The 18,540-nt window shown below is 30.5% G+C and carries 19 protein-coding genes and 1 other annotated feature; of the genes, 15 read left to right on the top strand and 4 right to left on the bottom strand.

Going from position 1 to position 18,540, the window contains the following annotated elements; translation table 11 throughout:
• Positions 1 to 8 precede the first annotated feature (8 nt).
• Together Q0K54_RS06935 and Q0K54_RS06930 are read right to left on the bottom strand one after the other, a co-directional pair.
• Positions 9 to 560, bottom strand: a complete 552-nt coding sequence (locus Q0K54_RS06935) for a hypothetical protein (protein WP_294579516.1) — start codon at positions 558 to 560, stop codon at positions 9 to 11.
• A 62-nt stretch (positions 561 to 622) separates the two neighbouring features.
• A complete protein-coding gene (locus tag Q0K54_RS06930) occupies positions 623 to 1,924 on the bottom strand; it encodes an oligosaccharide flippase family protein (RefSeq protein ID WP_294579513.1) in 1,302 nt (433 codons plus the stop codon).
• A gap of 70 nt (positions 1,925 to 1,994) precedes the next feature.
• Here Q0K54_RS06930 and Q0K54_RS06925 point away from each other — a divergent pair, with 70 nt between their 5' ends.
• From Q0K54_RS06925 to Q0K54_RS06875, 11 genes are all read left to right on the top strand, one after another.
• Entirely contained in the window at positions 1,995 to 2,285 is a 291-nt protein-coding gene (locus Q0K54_RS06925) for a post-transcriptional regulator (protein ID WP_294579510.1), read from the top strand.
• Positions 2,286 to 2,320: 35 nt separating this feature from the next.
• Positions 2,321 to 3,964 carry a single-stranded-DNA-specific exonuclease RecJ gene (recJ, locus tag Q0K54_RS06920; protein ID WP_294579507.1) on the top strand — a complete coding sequence of 548 codons (1,644 nt, stop codon included), beginning with the start codon at positions 2,321 to 2,323 and terminating at the stop codon, positions 3,962 to 3,964.
• A gap of 146 nt (positions 3,965 to 4,110) precedes the next feature.
• Positions 4,111 to 4,623 (top strand): adenine phosphoribosyltransferase, encoded by a 513-nt coding sequence (locus Q0K54_RS06915; protein ID WP_294579505.1) that lies wholly within the window; start codon positions 4,111 to 4,113, stop codon positions 4,621 to 4,623.
• Between the two features lie 42 nt (positions 4,624 to 4,665).
• The gene (locus Q0K54_RS06910) at positions 4,666 to 6,891 is read left to right on the top strand and encodes a bifunctional (p)ppGpp synthetase/guanosine-3',5'-bis(diphosphate) 3'-pyrophosphohydrolase (RefSeq protein ID WP_294579504.1); all 2,226 of its coding nucleotides are present in this window, start codon (positions 4,666 to 4,668) and stop codon (positions 6,889 to 6,891) included.
• Positions 6,892 to 6,929: 38 nt separating this feature from the next.
• Positions 6,930 to 7,133, top strand: a binding site (T-box leader).
• A 35-nt stretch (positions 7,134 to 7,168) separates the two neighbouring features.
• A complete protein-coding gene (gene hisS, locus Q0K54_RS06905) occupies positions 7,169 to 8,446 on the top strand; it encodes a histidine--tRNA ligase (RefSeq protein ID WP_294579503.1) in 1,278 nt (425 codons plus the stop codon).
• Positions 8,439 to 10,190 (top strand): aspartate--tRNA ligase, encoded by a 1,752-nt coding sequence (gene aspS, locus Q0K54_RS06900; protein WP_294579501.1) that lies wholly within the window; start codon positions 8,439 to 8,441, stop codon positions 10,188 to 10,190. The genes hisS and aspS overlap by 8 nt, the downstream gene beginning before the upstream one ends.
• On the top strand, positions 10,183 to 11,262 hold the full coding sequence (locus Q0K54_RS06895) for a Xaa-Pro peptidase family protein (protein ID WP_294579498.1): 1,080 nt from the start codon (positions 10,183 to 10,185) through the stop codon (positions 11,260 to 11,262). Before aspS ends, Q0K54_RS06895 begins: the two co-directional genes overlap by 8 nt.
• A gap of 109 nt (positions 11,263 to 11,371) precedes the next feature.
• Positions 11,372 to 12,682 carry a UDP-N-acetylmuramate--L-alanine ligase gene (murC, locus tag Q0K54_RS06890; protein WP_294579495.1) on the top strand — a complete coding sequence of 437 codons (1,311 nt, stop codon included), beginning with the start codon at positions 11,372 to 11,374 and terminating at the stop codon, positions 12,680 to 12,682.
• Between the two features lie 48 nt (positions 12,683 to 12,730).
• Positions 12,731 to 13,021, top strand: a complete 291-nt coding sequence (locus tag Q0K54_RS06885) for a DUF948 domain-containing protein (protein WP_294579492.1) — start codon at positions 12,731 to 12,733, stop codon at positions 13,019 to 13,021.
• A gap of 16 nt (positions 13,022 to 13,037) precedes the next feature.
• Positions 13,038 to 13,514: a YtxH domain-containing protein gene (locus Q0K54_RS06880; RefSeq protein WP_294579488.1), complete on the top strand. Its 477-nt coding sequence runs from the start codon at positions 13,038 to 13,040 to the stop codon at positions 13,512 to 13,514.
• On the top strand, positions 13,514 to 14,518 hold the full coding sequence (locus Q0K54_RS06875; protein WP_294579485.1) for a LacI family DNA-binding transcriptional regulator: 1,005 nt from the start codon (positions 13,514 to 13,516) through the stop codon (positions 14,516 to 14,518). Before Q0K54_RS06880 ends, Q0K54_RS06875 begins: the two co-directional genes overlap by 1 nt.
• Before the next feature lie 175 nt (positions 14,519 to 14,693).
• Here Q0K54_RS06875 and Q0K54_RS06870 read toward each other — a convergent pair whose 3' ends face one another.
• Together Q0K54_RS06870 and Q0K54_RS06865 are read right to left on the bottom strand one after the other, a co-directional pair.
• Positions 14,694 to 14,987 (bottom strand): transcriptional regulator, encoded by a 294-nt coding sequence (locus Q0K54_RS06870; protein ID WP_294579482.1) that lies wholly within the window; start codon positions 14,985 to 14,987, stop codon positions 14,694 to 14,696.
• Positions 14,962 to 15,651 (bottom strand): hypothetical protein, encoded by a 690-nt coding sequence (locus Q0K54_RS06865; protein WP_294579479.1) that lies wholly within the window; start codon positions 15,649 to 15,651, stop codon positions 14,962 to 14,964. The genes Q0K54_RS06870 and Q0K54_RS06865 overlap by 26 nt, the downstream gene beginning before the upstream one ends.
• A 239-nt stretch (positions 15,652 to 15,890) precedes the next feature.
• On the opposite strand from Q0K54_RS06865, the gene Q0K54_RS06860 reads away from it, so the two are divergent.
• The 4 genes from Q0K54_RS06860 to Q0K54_RS06845 form a co-directional block, all read left to right on the top strand.
• Positions 15,891 to 16,151, top strand: a complete 261-nt coding sequence (locus Q0K54_RS06860) for a hypothetical protein (RefSeq protein ID WP_294579476.1) — start codon at positions 15,891 to 15,893, stop codon at positions 16,149 to 16,151.
• An 87-nt stretch (positions 16,152 to 16,238) separates the two neighbouring features.
• The gene (locus tag Q0K54_RS06855; RefSeq protein WP_294579473.1) at positions 16,239 to 16,937 is read left to right on the top strand and encodes an ABC transporter ATP-binding protein; all 699 of its coding nucleotides are present in this window, start codon (positions 16,239 to 16,241) and stop codon (positions 16,935 to 16,937) included.
• Positions 16,921 to 17,958 carry an ABC transporter permease gene (locus Q0K54_RS06850; protein ID WP_294579471.1) on the top strand — a complete coding sequence of 346 codons (1,038 nt, stop codon included), beginning with the start codon at positions 16,921 to 16,923 and terminating at the stop codon, positions 17,956 to 17,958. Before Q0K54_RS06855 ends, Q0K54_RS06850 begins: the two co-directional genes overlap by 17 nt.
• Positions 17,955 to 18,540 (top strand): hypothetical protein (locus Q0K54_RS06845; RefSeq protein ID WP_294579468.1); only part of this gene is annotated, 586 nt, incomplete at its 3' end. The genes Q0K54_RS06850 and Q0K54_RS06845, both read left to right, overlap by 4 nt.

Below are 18,540 nucleotides of genomic sequence, written 5' to 3'. Positions count from 1 at the left end.
TGCTTTTATTATTCTAGATCAAAATAAACGCCAAAATTCATCACTACTTGATTATTATAGCGTAATTTCAATGAATTAATTTCATCACTTCGTTCAAAATTGCGAGCTAAACGAAAATCTAAGTTATCATTGATTCGTTTACACATTAAAGTGTAGGCATATTCATCATAATAATTTTTATTTTGCGCCCATTCAACTAATTGATCGGTAATAGTCTGCATTTGGTTATTATCTTGATCAGGGTAGTATTTTGTAACCAATTCACTAATCAATTTAGCTGGCTGGTCAAAGAAAGACTGCCAGTCATAAATTTCTGCTAAAATAAATTCATCAGGCTTTAAATCAGTTATAAAATTATTGATTACAGCTAAATTAATATCATATCCTAAAAAGTTTCCAAAGTTTGAATATTTTGGTTTGGCAACCAGATTTAATTTAGTACCATCTTGTTTGTAAGTATTAATTCCTTCATTAATTAATTGTTTAAAGGAATCGGGAATATTTTGATTATGCTGGTTAAAATATTCTTCCAGTTCTTTTAATAGTTCATCATTATTCATTTTCTCACCTCGACTAACGTTTAAATTATACCAAGATTTCCTAATCTTGCCAAATATATGCATTATTTATTAGTGATAAATAAGTATTTGAAGCAGACTATCATTGAAGCAACAATTGAAAAAATAATTCCAATCAGCGTACTGACGGCAATGCTAAAAGCGTTTAAATAAGGACTTAGAAAAACAACTAAGATTAATTCGATAGAACATTGAACGATACTAATAATAAACATTATTTTATTTTTATTCAATGCTTGTAATAGTGCACTAAGAGGGGTTCCTAAATAATAAATTGTAAAAGGAATAGCCATATATTGTAGATAGTTAGCACCCTCGCTAGTATTATATAAAAATTGTAAACAAACTTCTGGAAAAAAATAAAACATTAATGTAAAAGGAACACTAATTAAAACACTGCCAATTGAAGCCATTAATAAATGATAACGGGCAGCTTTAATATGATGATAAACAACATCATTAGTAATAATTGGCAAGATCAATCGATAAATAACATTATTAAAAAAAGTAGGCGTAACTAAAAGAGAAATAACATAGCCACTGATAATCGCATATTGATTATGAATAGTTGCCTGGTCTAATCCCACTTTGGTAAGAACATAAACTAATACAATGGGTTCTAAAAAACTAATTAAACACTGATATAATCTTGAACCAGTTAAAGGCATAGCAATATCTAACATATCCCTGATCTGGAGATGTTGATAAATTTCATCTTTAGATAAAGTTAATATTTGACGTTTATTGATTCGCGTTAATAAATACATAATTGAAGCCATTTCACCAATCGACATTGAAAGCATGGCAATAGTGACTAAATAAGTATCGGTCAATGAGGAAAAATAATTAATCATCAAAAAACTAAAAGTTAAGCGACTGGCCTCTTCAATAAATCCGGCTTTAGCAACTAAAAAAACGTTTTGTTTGGCTAAAAAATAATTTTTAATAATGCCACTAATACCAACCAAAGGAATAAATAGAATTAAAGATAACAGCGGATAAAACGCTTCATCATTTTTTAGTAAGCTATGACTGATAAATCGACTAGAAAACAATAGCGTGCTCATTACGATCAAACAGGCAAAAAGACTAATTGTCAAAGCTGAAATGATGATTTTTTTATTATTATATTTCGGATTAGCAATTAAACGAAAAACAGCAGAAGGGATTCCTAGCTGTCCTAATGTAATGCATAAAGAAACGGTGGGCATTACTAAAAAATAAAGAGCCATAGCTTCATTACTTAGCTGACGGGCTAGAATCATACGATTGGCAATACTAAAGATTTTGGCGATTGCAGAGCTGGCTGAAAGAATAATAAAAGAATTTATTAGTTTTCTTTTCATAAAGCACTTCCTTTTAGTTGAAATTTGTCATATAATATACGAGTGACTTTTAAAAACGGGAGGGCTGATAATGAAAATGGGTAAAGATTTTAAATTCAATAAAAAAGACCTGAATTTTTTAATTAAATTAAAAGCCCGGGAACTCAAACAACATGATGTTCATAACATTTCAGAAAAACAGATCAAAGAATATCTGTTTGAATGTAAATGGAAACAACGTGATTCAGTTCCAATGTGTGAAATTATTGATGATATTATGAATTTAAACATCTCAGAGCTATTTGACTATTTAAGTTTACAAGTAGTTAAAGAAGCATCTCATTTGACAATAAATGATTTTTCTGATTTTATTTCCAAATAGTTGCCAGGCAACTATTTTTTTTGAAAGGAGTTTCTATGAATTGGCAAATAATTGATGATTTGGACTACACTATTTATATGCAGGAATATCAAATAAATTCTTTGTTAGCTAAAATATTTGCTTATAAGCAATATTCGCATCAAGATGTGGAAAAAATGTTATCTAATCGGTTAATTTATCATGATTTTTCTTTGTTTTCTGAAGCGGAAATAACACTTGAAAGAATTAATGAGGCAATTGAAAATAAAGAAAAAATCTGTATTTATGGTGATTATGATTGCGATGGAATTTTAGCTACCGCTATTTTAGTTGATGCTTTTAGACAATTGGGAATCGAAGTTGGTTTCCATATTCCAAATCGCCACAGTGATGGTTATGGTTTGAATACCAATCGAGTTGAACAAATTGCTAGCCGAGGCTATAGTTTGATAATTACTGTTGATAATGGAATTAAGGCATATGAAGCAATCGAGCGGGCTAATGAATTAGGTGTGGATGTAATTGTTACTGATCATCATGACTATGATGAAGAATTGCCGGATGCTTTTTCAATTATTCATACTAAAATTTCACCTGATTATCCTTTTAAAGAAATATCAGGCGGATTTGTTGCCTATAAACTTGCTAGTGCTTTGTTAAACAAACATGATCAATATTTATTTTGTTTAGCTGCTATTACAACTATCTCTGATATGATGCCACTATTAGATGAAAACCGAGCTTTAGTAAAACGAGCTTTATTGTTTATGAAACAAAATAAATATCCTCAATTAGAATTATTATTAGGAAATAATCCGACTTATGATGTTACTAAAATTAGTTATGTGATTGCTCCAAAGATTAATTCATTTGGACGATTAAGTGAAATAGTTAGCCCTAATCATTTGGTAAAATATTTTCGTCAGGACGCTCCGATCGAGTTTTTGACACTATTAAGTCAAAAAGCTGAAATTATTAATACTAAACGGCAAAATCTGACCACCCAACAATATAAACAGGTGTTAGATAATTATGATGAAAGTGCTCCTTATTTATTTAGTTATCAAAATAATATTCATGAGGGGTTGATTGGTCTGGTGGCTGGAAAATATACGCATCAATTTAATCGACCTAGTTTTGTAATGACTTATGATGATGAAAAAAAATTATATAAAGGAAGTGCTCGTGGAATTGCCGGAGCTCCTTTAAATCAAATTTTTGAACAAGTTTCCGGTACTTTAGAAAACTATGGTGGTCATGAAATGGCTGGAGGTTTTAGTGTTGTACCTGATAATCTTGAAATATTAAAAAAGATGCTTGATGACTACTTACAAACTTTACTAGAAAATTACCAGGAACCACCAAAGGTTGCATTAGCGGTAACTAGTAAGGAAATAAATCTTAATAGTGTTAAACAATTACAATTATTAGAACCATTAGGTAAGGAAAATGAAGAAATGTCTTTCTTTGTTGCCAATTTACCAGTTAGAAGAGTTATTCCATTATCTAATGGAAAACATATAAGATTTGATTTGGATTTGCCAGGAACACGCGGTCAGGCTTTGTTTTTTAATCGTGGTGAATTATATGATAAACTCAAAGATGTTACAACAATCAGAGCTGTTGGCAAATTTAGTATTAATGTTTTTAATCAAGTTGAATCAGTTAATTTCATTATTGAAGATATCTATGATCAGTGATCGTAGATATCTTTTTTAAATAAAAATATTTTTAGATATCATTTCTTTAAATTATAACAAACCGGCGATAGAACATAAATGTTTTCATTGTCAAGTAAAAGTGATATAATTGATATATCATAAAAGATAATTATGGAGGAATGAAAATGGATTTATCAAAATACATTGCTGATATTCAGGACTTTCCAGAACCAGGTGTTTTATTTCGTGATGTTACACCTTTATTGCAAGATAAAGATGCTTATAAAGAAGCAATTGATCGTTTTGTAGTCTGGGCTAAGGACTTAAATGTTGATATAGTTGCTGGTCCTGAAGCACGGGGATTTTTATTTGGCTGCCCCGTTGCATATAGTCTAAATGCTGGTTTTGTACCGGTTAGAAAACCCGGTAAATTACCACGAGAAACTATCAGTGAAGAATATGATTTAGAATATGGAACAAATGAAGTATTCATTCATGCCGATAGTATCAAACCAGGACAAAATGTTATCATTATTGATGATTTACTGGCAACTGGTGGAACGGTTGAGGCTACTATCAAACTAATTGAAAGGCTACAAGGAAAGGTAGTTGGAATCGGCTTTTTAATTGAATTGGAAGCATTAGAAGGTCGTAAAAAGTTAGAAGGTTATAATGTTTTATCAATGTTGAAGTATTAAAAAGAGAGATACTCTCTTTTTTAATAATAGGGGGTGAATTAAATGGCAGAATATAAAGGTGCTGGGGACACTGTAACTATTGATGATGTATTTGAGGTATGTAAAACGTATATTACTAAACAGGAAGACATCGATCTAATCAATCGGGCTTATGATTATATTATGGAAAAACATGCAGATCAAAAACGTAAAAGTGGTGAACCGTACACTAATCATTTGATCTGGGTGGCTTATATTCTTGCAACATTACAAACGGGACCAATGACGATTGCTGCCGGTCTACTGCATGATGTCATGGAAGATTGTGGTGTCGGACATGACGAAATGGTATCTCTTTTTGGAGAAGAAATTACCAGTTTAGTAGAAGGGGTTACTAAAATTGGTAAGATGCCATTTAAAGATGAGGCTGATGTCTATGCTGAAAATCATCGTAAGATTTACATTGCCATGGCTAAAGATATTCGGGTTATTTTAATTAAATTTGCTGATCGTTTGCATAACATGCGGACTTTACAGTATATGTCCCCAACAAAACAAAAGAAAATCTCACGTGAGACATTAGAGGTTTATACACCGATTGCTCATCGTCTTGGGATCAATGATATTAAAACTGAACTTGAGGATTTAAGCTTATATTATTTAGATCCCATTGCTTATGATGAAATTTCCAAATTGTTAGCTAGTAAACAGGAAGAACGAAAAGAATCAGTTGCTAAAATGATGGCTTCGGTTGAAAAAATCTTGAAAGAGAATAATTATCAGTATCGAATCTTAGGACGGGTAAAATCAATCTATAGTATTTATAAAAAGATGTTTGTCAAGAAAAAAAGATTTGATGAATTATATGATTTATATGCTTTAAGAATCATTACGAAAGATAAGATGGATTGCTATAGTATTTTAGGATTGATCCATGATCAATATCGTCCAATTCCTGGCCGGTTTAAAGATTATATTGCTATGCCAAAACCTAATATGTATCAATCATTGCACACTTCAGTTATTGGTGAAGATGGTAATACATTTGAAATCCAGATCAGAACTGAAGAAATGGATGAATTAGCTGAATTGGGAGTTGCTGCTCACTGGCGTTATAAAGAAGGACGGGGTTATTCTTCTAAAAAGGAACAACAGGAAATTGGAGAGAAGTTACAATGGCTTCGTGAATTTATTTCATTGAGTGACGATATTAAAGATGGTGATGCTAAAGAATACTATGATTCATTAAAGCATGATATTTTTGAAGCTAATGTTTATGTTTTGACCCCACAAGGTAAGATCGTTGAATTGCCAAATGGAGCAACACCAATCGATTTTGCTTATCGAATTCATACGGAGGTCGGTCATAAAGCAGTTGGGGCTTTAGTAAATAATGTGATGGTTCCAATTGATACCAAATTAAAAACTGGTGATGTGGTTGAAATTAAAACTAATAAACAATCACCAGGTCCTAGCGAAGACTGGTTGAAATTTGTGCGGACAGCTGGTGCCCGCAATAAAATCAGACAATTTATTGCTAAAAGAGAAGCTGAAACTAAAAAAGATGTTATTGAAGATGGTCGTAAGATACTTCGTGATGAAATTAAAAAACGGGGTCTAGATGAAAAGAAATATCTAGATAGTGAAACTTATAAGACATTCTTAGGATCATTTGGCGCTCGTAATTTTGATGATATTTTATATTTTATTGGTAAAAAAAGTTTACCAGTCATGAATGTTTTAGATCGAGTAGTTCCTAAAAAATCCGGATTTTTTGACAGTATTTCTAAAATGCTGCAACGAAACAATCAAGTCAACGAAAGAATGCAATCATCGCATAGCAGTTCTGGTGTTGTAGTTAAAGGAGTCGATGGTTTAAAGATTCAGTTATCTAAATGCTGTAATCCGATTCCTGGAGATGATATTATTGGCTTTGTTTCTCAAGGACAGGGAATTAAAGTGCATCGAAAAGATTGTCCAAATATTCAACAGCCAGGAATCAAAGCCAGATTGATTGATGTTTATTGGGATTTTGCTTCAATAACAACGATGAGGTTCCAGGCTGATTTGGAAATTACTGGCTTAGATCGACCTAATTTGTTAAATGATGTCGTGACGGCATTAGGACAAATGAAAATTAATATATTAAAAATAAATGCTAGTATTGTGGATATGAAGGCGGTAATTCGGCTGACGATTTCAGTTGAAGATGCCCCTAGATTACAACAGGCGATTGATAATATTGATCGAATTCAGGGAATTTATGAAATTAAGCGAGTTATTCACTAGTTGGTGTTGCATTTTATAAAAAATTTATATATAATCATTTTAATCCAAAGAACAAGATTAAATAATCACTTCTTTTATTTAGAGAAAATACGGCTGGTGAAAGTATTTAAAAGAAGATTATGGGACACTTGGGAGGAGTTACTTTGAAAGGTAGTAGGAGTAAACGTTAGTTGCGTTAAGACTAGAGTGCGTGTTTGTTACACGAATTAAGGTGGTACCGCGTTGATAATGACGTCCTTATTTTAAGGACGTTTTTTATTTTTAAGGAGGAAAGAAGATGAATTATAAAGCACCGAGAGGTACAGTAGATATTTTGCCACAGGATAGTTTAAAGTGGCAAACATTAGAACAATTGATTAGAACAATTTGTGCTAATTATAATGTTAAAGAAGTAAGAACACCAATTTTTGAACATACTGATTTATTCTGTCGTTCAGTTGGTGATACCACTGATATTGTTACTAAAGAAATGTATACTTTTGCTGATAAAAAAGGACGTTCAATTACCTTACGTCCTGAAGGAACAGCTGGAGTGGCTCGAGCATATGTGGAACATAAAATGTATGCTAATCCTGATAAAATAAGTAAATTATATTATATTGGACCAATGTTTCGTTATGAAAGACCGCAAAATGGTCGGCAACGGCAATTCCATCAATTTGGGGTGGAAATGATAGGTTATGAATCGCCATATTTAGATGTTGAGTGTATGACAATGGCAGTTACTTTAGTTAAAGCATTAGGATTAAAAGGAGTAAAACTGCATATTAATACATTGGGTGATAATGAAAGTCATGATGCTTATCGTGAAGCTTTGAAAGCTCATTTCAAACCATATTTAAATGATTTATGTAGTGATTGTAGAAATCGTTATGAAGCTAACCCATTAAGAATTTTAGATTGTAAAGTCGATCATGAACATCCGGCAATGGCATCTGCCCCTAAAACAATTGATTTTCTAAGTGATAAAGCTAAAGCTCATTTTGAAACAGTTTGTAATTTATTAGATGAATTAGAAATTGAATATGTTGTTGATCCAAATTTAGTTAGAGGTCTAGATTATTATTGTCATACTGTTTTTGAAGTTATTTCTGATGATCCTCGTTTAGGAGCTGGTTCAACTGTTGGTGGTGGTGGCCGCTATAATGGTTTGGTTCAAGAATTGGGTGGACCTGAAGCACCAGGTGTTGGATTTGCTTTTGGAATGGAAAGACTATTAATTGCTATGGATGATCAATTACAAGAAGATGATGGTCTAGATGTCTATGTTATGCCACTAGGAGTGGCAGCTAAAGAATTAGCCATGCAAATTACTACAATGTTAAGAGCTAATGGTTTTAGTGTTGACATGGATTATCAAGATCGGTCATTGAAGGCTCAATTTAAAACCGTCGATCGTTTAAATAGCCATTTTGCAATGATCATTGGTGATAAAGAAGTTGAACAAGAAGTTGTAAATATTAAATGTACTCATTCAAAAACACAGGATGTAGTACCAATTGAAAATATTGTTGCATATATTGAAGAACATATGGAGGGACATAGTCATGAATAGAACTCACAATAATGGTGAATTAAGAATTAGTGATGTTGGAAAAACAGTTGAATTAAAAGGTTGGGTAGCTAAGAAAAGAAACTTAGGAGCCTTAGTTTTTATTGATTTACGTGATCGTTATGGAATTACTCAAATTGTATTAAACGAAAGTATGGAAGAACTTTCTCGTGAAATCAAAAATGAATATGTTTTACATGTTGTAGGTAAGGTTATTGAAAGAAGTTCTAAAAATCCTAATCTTCCTACTGGTGAAATTGAAATTGAAGTTACTCATATTGATATCATTAATACAGCAAAGGTTACTCCAATTTATACAACTGATGAAACTGATGCCAGTGACGATGCTAGAATGCAATACCGTTATTTAGATTTAAGAAGACCAGTTATGCAGCAAAAAATTATGACACGTCATAAAATCACTCAAAGTATTCGTAATTTTTTAGATAGTCATGATTTTATTGATATTGAAACACCATATTTGAATCGTTCGACTCCTGAAGGAGCAAGAGATTTTTTAGTACCATCAAGAGTTCATAATGGATCTTTCTATGCTTTGCCACAATCACCACAATTATTTAAACAATTATTGATGGTTGCTGGTTTTGAAAGATATTATCAAATTGCTCGCTGTTTTAGAGATGAAGATTTACGATTAGACCGTCAGCCTGAATTTACGCAAGTTGACGTAGAAATGAGTTTTATGACTACTGATGAAATTATTACTTTAGGGGAACAGATGATAGCTAAAGTAATGAAAGATGTTAAAAATATCGATTTAACATTACCACTTCCACGAATGACTTGGCATGAGGCAATGGAAACCTATGGAATTGATAAACCAGATATTCGATTTGGTTTGGAATTAGTTAATTTAAATGAAACAGTTAAAGATGTTGATTTTATGGTTTTTAAAAATGCTTTAGAAGCTAATGGTCATGTTAAAGGGATTAATGTTAAAGGTCAGGCAAATAACTTTTCACGTAAAGCAATTGATAAATTAACGGATATTGTTAAAACATATCAGGCAAAAGGATTGGCCTGGTTAAAGATTAAAAATGATAAAGCTGAAGGACCAATTGCTAAATTCTTTAATGAAGAACAAATGAGTCGTTTAATAGAAAAAATGCAGGCTGAAAATGACGATTTATTATTATTTGTCAGTGATGCTAAATATGACGTTGTTTGTAGTTCTTTAGCTGCTTTACGTAATCATTTAGGAAAAGAATTGAAATTATATGATCCTAATGAATTTGCTTATTTATGGGTCGTTGATTTCCCAATGTTTGAATTTGATGAAGAAACTAATCGTTATTATGCCGTTCATCATCCATTTACTAGACCAAAAGAAAGTGATATTGATAAAATCGATACTGATCCAGCTCATTGTTTAGCTGATGCTTATGATATTGTTTTAAATGGGTTTGAATTAGGTGGTGGTTCTCAAAGAATCTATGAACAAGATTTACAAGAACGTGCCTTTAAAGCTTTAGGATTTACCCAAGAAAGAATCGACAGTCAATTTGGTTGGTTTGTTGAAGCTTTCCAATATGGTACGCCTCCTCATGGTGGTTTTGCCCTAGGATTGGATCGACTAGCAATGATCTTAACTGGTAGTGAAAATATTCGTGAAGTAATTGCTTTCCCTAAAAATGCTAGTGCAGTATGTCCAATGTCGAAAGCACCAAGCAAAGTTGATAATGAACAGTTAGAAGAATTAGGAATCGAGGTAATTAAAGATGAATAAGCAAAGAATTGCTAATGTTGTCGCTAATATGCAAAAAGAAGGTTTAGACTATTTGATTATCAGTGAACCTTCTTCAATCGATTATTTAATTGATTATGTTAATCATCCTGGTGAAAGAATGTATGTTTTAGTTTTATCTAGTCAAGGTAACCATCAGCTTTTTTTCAATAAATTATTTTTCGTTGCTGATGATTTAGGAATTGATATCACTTGGCATAGCGACACTGATGATGCAACCGAGCTTTTGGCTAAATATATTAGTGATGCTAAAAAAGTCGGGGTTGATAAACATTGGAGCGCTAATTTCTTATTAAGTTTGATGGACAAATTACCAGTAGTAAAATTCGTTAATGGTTCTAAATGTGTCGATTATGTTCGAATGGTCAAAGATGAAACTGAACAAAAATTAATGATCGAAGCTAGTAAAATCAACGATTTAGCAATGAATGAAGTTATTAAACTAGTTGGTACTGGTCTGACCGAAAAACAAATTGCTGATCATTTAGAAGAAATTTATAAACAATTTGGTGGGGAAGGAAATAGTTTTGATGCTATTGTTGCTTTTGGAGCCAATGGAGCTAATCCTCATCATGAAAATGATGACAGTTCTTTAAAACCAGGTGATAGTGTTATCATCGATATGGGATGTCGTTATCAAGGATATTGCTCTGATATGACTCGTACTGTTTTTTATCAGGAAGTCAGTGATGAAGCTAAAAAAGTTTATAATTTAGTACGTCAAGCTAATGAAGCAGCCGAAGCGATAATCAAACCAGGGGTTAGATTATGCGATATTGATAAAACAGCTCGTGATATTATCACAGCTGCCGGTTATGGCAAAGAATTTAACCATCGATTAGGTCATTTTATTGGTAAAGATGTTCATGAATATGGTGATGTCTCAGTCAATTTTGATTTAGAAGTTAAAGAAGGAATGACTTTTTCAATTGAACCAGGAGTTTATCTTCCAGGTAAATTTGGAGTAAGAATCGAAGATTTGGTTTTGGTTACCAAGGATGGTTGTAAAGTTTTAAATAGTTACTCTAAGGATCTAGTAGTTATTAATGATTAAAAGCATATTGCTTTTAATCATTTTAATATCATAAAAAGTATTAAAATTTAATTACAAACAATACTTTTAATCTAAATTATGCTAAAATGAAGTGGTGAGGTGACAATATATGTATTATTTTATAGGGATTAAAGGATCAGGGATGGCTCCTTTAGCTGAAATTCTACACGAATTAGGAAATGACGTTTGTGGTAGTGATATTGACAAATATATTTTTATTGAAGATGAATTGAAGAAACGAAATATTCCAATTTACTCATTTGATGCTAATAATATTAAAGATGGTTATACCGTTATTATTGGTAACGCTTTTGGTGAAGATAATGTTGAAGTTAAAGCTGCATTGGCTAATCCTAACGTAACATGTTATCGTTATTTTGAATTTTTAGGAAAATTCATGGAGAACTTTATTTCTATTAGTATTGCTGGTACTCATGGAAAAACGACAACTACAGGAATGGCTTATCATCTATTTAAGGATTTTGCTAAAACAACATGTTTAATTGGTGATGGAACTGGCTATGCTACTAAAGACAGTAAATATTTTATTGCCGAATCTTGTGAATTCCAAGATCATTTTTTACATTATTATCCTGAATATGCAATTATCAACAATATTGAATTAGATCATGTTGATTATTTTGGAAATTTGGAACGTTATATTGAATCATTTGAAAAATTCGCTAATCAGGTAAAAGATACTGTGATTGTCTGGGGTGATGATCCAAATATTAAGAAAATTAATTTTAAAAAAAGAGTTATGAGATTTGGGTTAAATGACAATAATGATGTTAGAGCAGTAAATGTAATCGAAAATCATGACGGTTTATCATTTGATGTTTATATTCATCAAGAATTATTCGGTCATTTTAATTTACCATACTATGGTATGCATATGTTATATAATTCACTTGGAATTATTACCCTAGGGTATCTAGAAGGAATGACGAGTGAATTTATGCAAGAAAAACTGGCAACTTTTGAAGGAACTAAAAGACGTTATACGGTAACTGAAGTTGGTAATAATATTTATGTTGATGATTATGCACATCATCCAACCGCAATTAAATATGTTATCGAAGCTACTCGTATACGTTATCCCGGTAAAAAGATCGTAGCAGTTTTTAAACCTGATCGTTATTCTCGTGGTGCTCGTTTTGCTGTAGAATTTGCTCAGGCAATGGATTTAGCCGATTATCCTTATTTTTGTCCATTCCCAGAAAATGCTGTTAAGGAAGAAGGTATCGATATTGATATCTATGACATTGCCAAAAATTTACCAAGAGCAAAAGTTATTGGTGAAGATGAAGCTGCAGCAAAAGATTTAGCACAATATGATGATGTTGTGTTCTTATTCATGTCTAGTAAGGATATTTATAAATTAGAAGAAAAAGTTATTACCATAAAAAAATCTATGTAAGTATATAGAATTGTGGTATAATTGGTGGTAGAAAGTTGAGGTAATGCTATGACTGCAATCGATATATGTTATTGTGTTTTGATTTTAGCCGGGGCATTTGCATTAGTTACGCTTGGTATTTTATTATTGCGTTCTGCGACAACTGTTAAGCAGGTTGGTGATACAGTTGAAATGGCTCAAAGTACGATAAATAAAGCTGAAAAAGTTATGGATGACATTAATTATAAGCTTGATTTATTAAATGTACCGGTAGAAACTATTGCTAGTTTCTTTGATCCAGAGCGTCCAAAATTTAGTCCATTAGGCATGATTATTAGATTCTTTAGAAAATTATTTTAGAAAGGTGATTTAAAAAATGAAATTAGGAAAATTAGTTGCAGGAATTGGTATTGGAGCTGTAATTGGGATGTTAGTTGCTCCAAAAAAAGGTAGTGAGTTAAGAAAGGATATTAAAGAAAAATCTAAAGATATTTATGATAAAGCTCAAAATGTCACTAAAGAAGATATTCAGGCTTTAATTAATAAAACTATTGATGATATCAAATTAGCTATTGATGAATTTGATGCAGATGAATTTAAACAAAATGCTGGAAATAAAGTTAATGAAGTAAAAAATAAATTAGAAGAATTAGCTGCTTCAGTTAAATCTAGTGAAGAATATGCAAATTTAAAAGAATCTGTTGCTAAAGTAGGTAATGATGTAACCACTAAATTAAAAGAAATCAAGACGAAGATTCAAGACGAAGATGTTGATGTATTAGATGAATTTGATGAAGCGATGGATGACATTGAAGATGAAATCGATGTTATCATTGAAGATTTAAAAGACTAATGAAAAAAGTAACGATTTACGATGTTGCAAGAGAAGCTGGTGTTTCTCTTGCAACCGTTTCTCGGGTAATTAATGGATCTAATGTTGTTCGAGAAAAAACAAAACAAAAAGTCTTGGATGTAATTGAACGCTTGGATTTCAAACCTAATGATATTGCTAGAGGACTGGCAACAAGCAAAACAACCACAATTGCAATTGTTTTTCCACAATCATTATTTGCGCATGTTAAAGATATGATTGGTGGAATAGGTGATACCGGACGACATCTAGATTACAATATTAATATGTATACTACTGATGATATCGGTGATGAAAATACTGTTGCTGATGTAACGGAAAGATTAGTAAAATCTCGAGTAGATGGTGTGGTTCTTTTTAATAATGATAACCTAGATGAAACAATTGAATCGATAAAAAAATATGGTTTACCGATTGTAGTTATTGGTAAAAAAATATCTGGTAAAAATATCGGATCTATTTATATTGATGTTAAAAAGGCAGCCGAAGAAATTGTTGATCGGTATCTAGCTGCCGGAAAGGATGACATCATTTATATTTTGCCAAAACAAAACTTAATTAAAAGTGATGAGATTATTGAAGGAATCAAGGAAACATATAAAAAATACAATAAAGAATTTACTACAGATCAAATTTTGACTAGTTCAAGTCATTATGAAAACACTTATCCAAATTTTATCGAATATTTTAAAACCCATAAACATGATCTGGTTTTCTGTGGTTATGATAAAGATGGGGTAGCAGTAATTAATGCTGCTCAAGAAAATGGAATTAAGATCCCTGATGAAATGGAAGTTGTTGGGATGTTGAATACTAGTTATTCTATCATGTGTAAACCAACATTATCGTCATTAAATGTTCCTGTCTACGACATGGGAGCGCTTGCAGTTCGCTTACTTACAAAATTTCTACAAGATGAAAAAATTGAATCTAAAGAAATTGCGGTTCAACATATGTTTATTAAACGTGATTCGACTAAAGAATAGACCTTTATTCAAGGTCTTTCTTTATTTTTAAATTAGATGATTATTTAGTAGAGTAAACGTAATAAAAATCTGATGTTTTGATTATCGATTAAAAAGAGATTTCTATAATGATCTATTTATGATCATTTTGAAATCTCTTGTTTTTAAGTTGCTGTTTTTAATGCTTTAAAGGATTCTACTTTAATTTTTTTATAAATTCAATATAATCAATAAATTGTTGATTGCCAAATTCACTGATGGTGTAGGTACTTTGAGGTTTATTATTGACTATTTCTTTCTTTTGCGTTATATATCCTTCTTTAATTAAGACGTTTAGTTGACCAACTATTTTTCCATCAGAATAATTACACATTTTTTTCAGTTTAGAAAAAGTAAATGGAGCAACATGTAAGTAGGATAAAAGCTGGATTCTTAACTTTGATTCAAAAATTGAAGGAATATCATTAAAACTCTGATATATTTTTACCACTCCAGTATATTATAATCATAAAAGCCAAGATATATAAACCCCAAAGATAATAGCTACAAACTATTTCAAAAATGTTTGAAAAGTAAAAAGTAGTTAAATAACGATAATTTCCTAGATAAGTTATAATCAAAATACCAGCTACAAATCCAATTAAAATTAAGTTAACAATTACACTAAATAATAACAATTTATTTTGACGATAGATACAAATAATTAAAATCCCCAATGTATAAATCAGCCAATTATAGGGAATATGGCTCGAGTTATCAATGATGAATTGAGGATTAACATAACCGATAAATAAAGGAACAATATTAACTAAAGCAATTAAGATTACTATTAGCGACCAGTAAGCAAGAAAATGCCGTTCTCGAAGCGAAATGTCCTTTTTCCGAAGATAAATAAAATAGCTCGTAGCAGCAATGATATTTATTACGATCCATAAACCATCTTGAATAATCGTATATGTTAAACTTGGATAAAGCCAGTAATGATTACGATATAAAGTAATCAAAAAATCCGTAATTTGTCCAATAAAGATAAATAGCGACCAAATCATAACTGCATGATAGATATTAGTAATTGGTTTTTTTCTAATACTATAATTTGCATCTTCAATATAACTTTCGATAGTATTTAAATCAGTATATTGATCTTCTTTCATGTAATCACCTCTAAGACATCATAACAAAAACAGCTACATAATACAAGTTTTTAATGTACTTTACAAAATAAAGTACATTTGTTATAATTGTTTTAGAAATAAAGGGTGGCTGCTAGTATTTATTTAAAAATTAAAAGGGGAAACGTAAAAGGGGAAACGATAATTTCAGTAGTTTAAAAGGTGAAATTAAAAATGAAAAAAGTTTGCTTTAGTTTTAATAATACTTAGTTTGTACTATTTTGCCAACATCAAAAATATACGCTAAATCTGATATTGTAATTGAACCTAAAGGATATATTGAACAAGTTATCAGCAGTTATGAAACAGTTTATAATAAAAGTCCCTATGTAAAACTTTATGATGAAAATTTTGTTTATAAAACGATTACTTTTAATAGAACCTATAGTTACACAATAGAAGAAAGCGTTGTAAGTACTTTAGAAGATACTCTAAAAGGATATATTAGAAGAAGGTATGTATATAAATATACATTAAATTAATAGATTTTATTATCGATTTCCTCTTTATGAAATAATGATTAAAAATAATTAAAATCTATAAAATTGAATATGATACGAGGGATAATTATGGAGATACTAAAAGTTAATAACTTATCAAAAAGTTATCATAATAAATCGGTTTTAAATAATATAAGCTTTACGATAAATGATCATGAAATAGTCGGTCTGTTAGGTCCTAATGGTAGTGGTAAAAGTACTTTGATGAAATCAATTTGTCAGCTAGTTTCAATTGATAGTGGTAATATAGCTGTCTGTAACCTAGATATAACAAATAATCGAAAAGAATGTTTAGCCAACATGAGCGTGTTGATTGAGGGTCCTTCGCTTTATCCTAAATTTACTGCTTCTAAAATGATCGAAATAAATGCCCGACTACGTTCTTTGGACCAAAATAGTTATAAAATTGCTTATGATTATCTTGATTATGATCTTACTAGTAAAATTTCTCATTTATCTATTGGGATGAAACAAGAATTAGCATTGGCTATTTGTTTTATGAATCAACCATTATTATATTTACTTGATGAACCTACTAATGGATTAGATTTTGATCATGTCATGAAGTTTAGAAAACAACTTTTATTTGAAAAAAAGCAGGGGCGAGCAATTTTGATTTCCAGCCATTTATTAAAGGAATTAGAGACTTTGGCAGATCGTTTTTTATTGATTAAAGAGGGTAAAATCGTTGGTGAGTTTTTAAATGATCATAATCTAAATCTAGAAGAAATATACAATCAGGTGATAAATGATGTTAAGATTGATTAGATTTTTTATTTACCAGCAAAGACGAATTATTATCGGTTTGATTTTGTTTGGATGTTTCGTTAATTTTTTTATGATAAATAATATCTATTATCAAACTGATTTGGTTACCAGGAAGATAGTTAGTGATTTTTATCGAAACTATCCTCAAAGTGATGAGTTGGTTAAGCAAATAAGTATGAATATTGCTGAAGCAATTGATAATGACGATAGTGATGAGTATTTAATGAATAAATTAAGTTTAGATAGATATTACTATCAGTCTAATCTTATTATCGAAACTAAACAGTATGTTTTAAATCAAATTGATTTTAATCAATATCTTTTAGATCATCAGATAAAAACATTGAATATGGTAGATTATACTTATGATTATTTAAGTAGTGTCAATAGTGTTAGCAGCTGTTATCTGACGTTTTCTAAGGTTTTAGTGTTTATCTTACCAATAATAACACTATTAGTTAGTAATTCAATCTTGCATATCAAACCGGCAACTTACAATTATTTAATGACTTTGCCATATGAAAAAAAGCAAATAATAGCTGGTAAAGTAATAGCTTCATTTGCAGCAAATAATTTTATTATTTTTTTGATCGTTATTTTCAGTTTTATTATTGGTCTTTATTTAGGTGGTAATGGTGATTTAAATTATCCAATCGTGACTAATCATCTCTTTATTTTTGAACAGCCTCATATCTTGATTAGTTTTTGGCAGTATTTGATTTTAGTTACTTTAGGGACCATGTTAAATATTGGAGTATATACATTGATTTCACTATTGCTAGTAAGCTTATTTAAAGATAGATGGATTTCAGTTACTATTAGTTTTGTTATTGCTTTAGTTCCAGTGGTTTATTTTTATCAGTTGGATTATTTATTTTATAGTCATATTATTCCATTGGTTTTTGATAATGGTCATGCACTTGTTACTTATGGGGATGGCTGGTTTGGTTATGGATCATATTGTTTATTATTGATAATAGTTTCGGTGATTGTTGGTCGATGGCGGTATTTTAAAATATGAAAGAATTGATTAAATTTGAATTAATAAAAACTAAAGAAAATTATCTTTATCTAGTGATGTTAATCATAATGATGATAATTTTAATGGTGGCATTGATTGTTGATTATCTATCACCCCGTAATTATGTAATAAAGCAGCAACAATTAGCCTTACAAGTTGTTTATGAGCAACAATTATCACAGGAAGCTAAAAATTTGTATTTAGATATTGTTAATAGTGATAATTATGTTGAAATATATCAGGCATATAACCAAATTGATCTTTTAAATCAAGGATGTCCTAGTGATCTTGATTATGATTATCAAACCAATATCGATTATCGTAATTATCATTTAAAATATCAATTAGATCCTGATGATCATAATGGTGCTTTGTTTATTTATGATGTTTATAATCATTTGATCAAATATCTGATCGTTCCTTTTATTATCATCATCAGTTTAAATGTGTTAATATATGAAAAACAACTAAAGACCGATCATTATCTTCTGACTTTAAATTATCATCTTTATACCATTTGTTTTGTCAAATGTTTAGTAAGTATGATTATCAGTTGTTTGATTATAATTTTGCCATTATTAT

Source organism: uncultured Thomasclavelia sp. (assembly GCF_944324745.1).
Taxonomy (GTDB): Bacteria; Bacillota_I; Bacilli_A; order Erysipelotrichales; family Coprobacillaceae; genus Thomasclavelia.
This window is presented reverse-complemented; position numbering and strand designations above follow the sequence as displayed.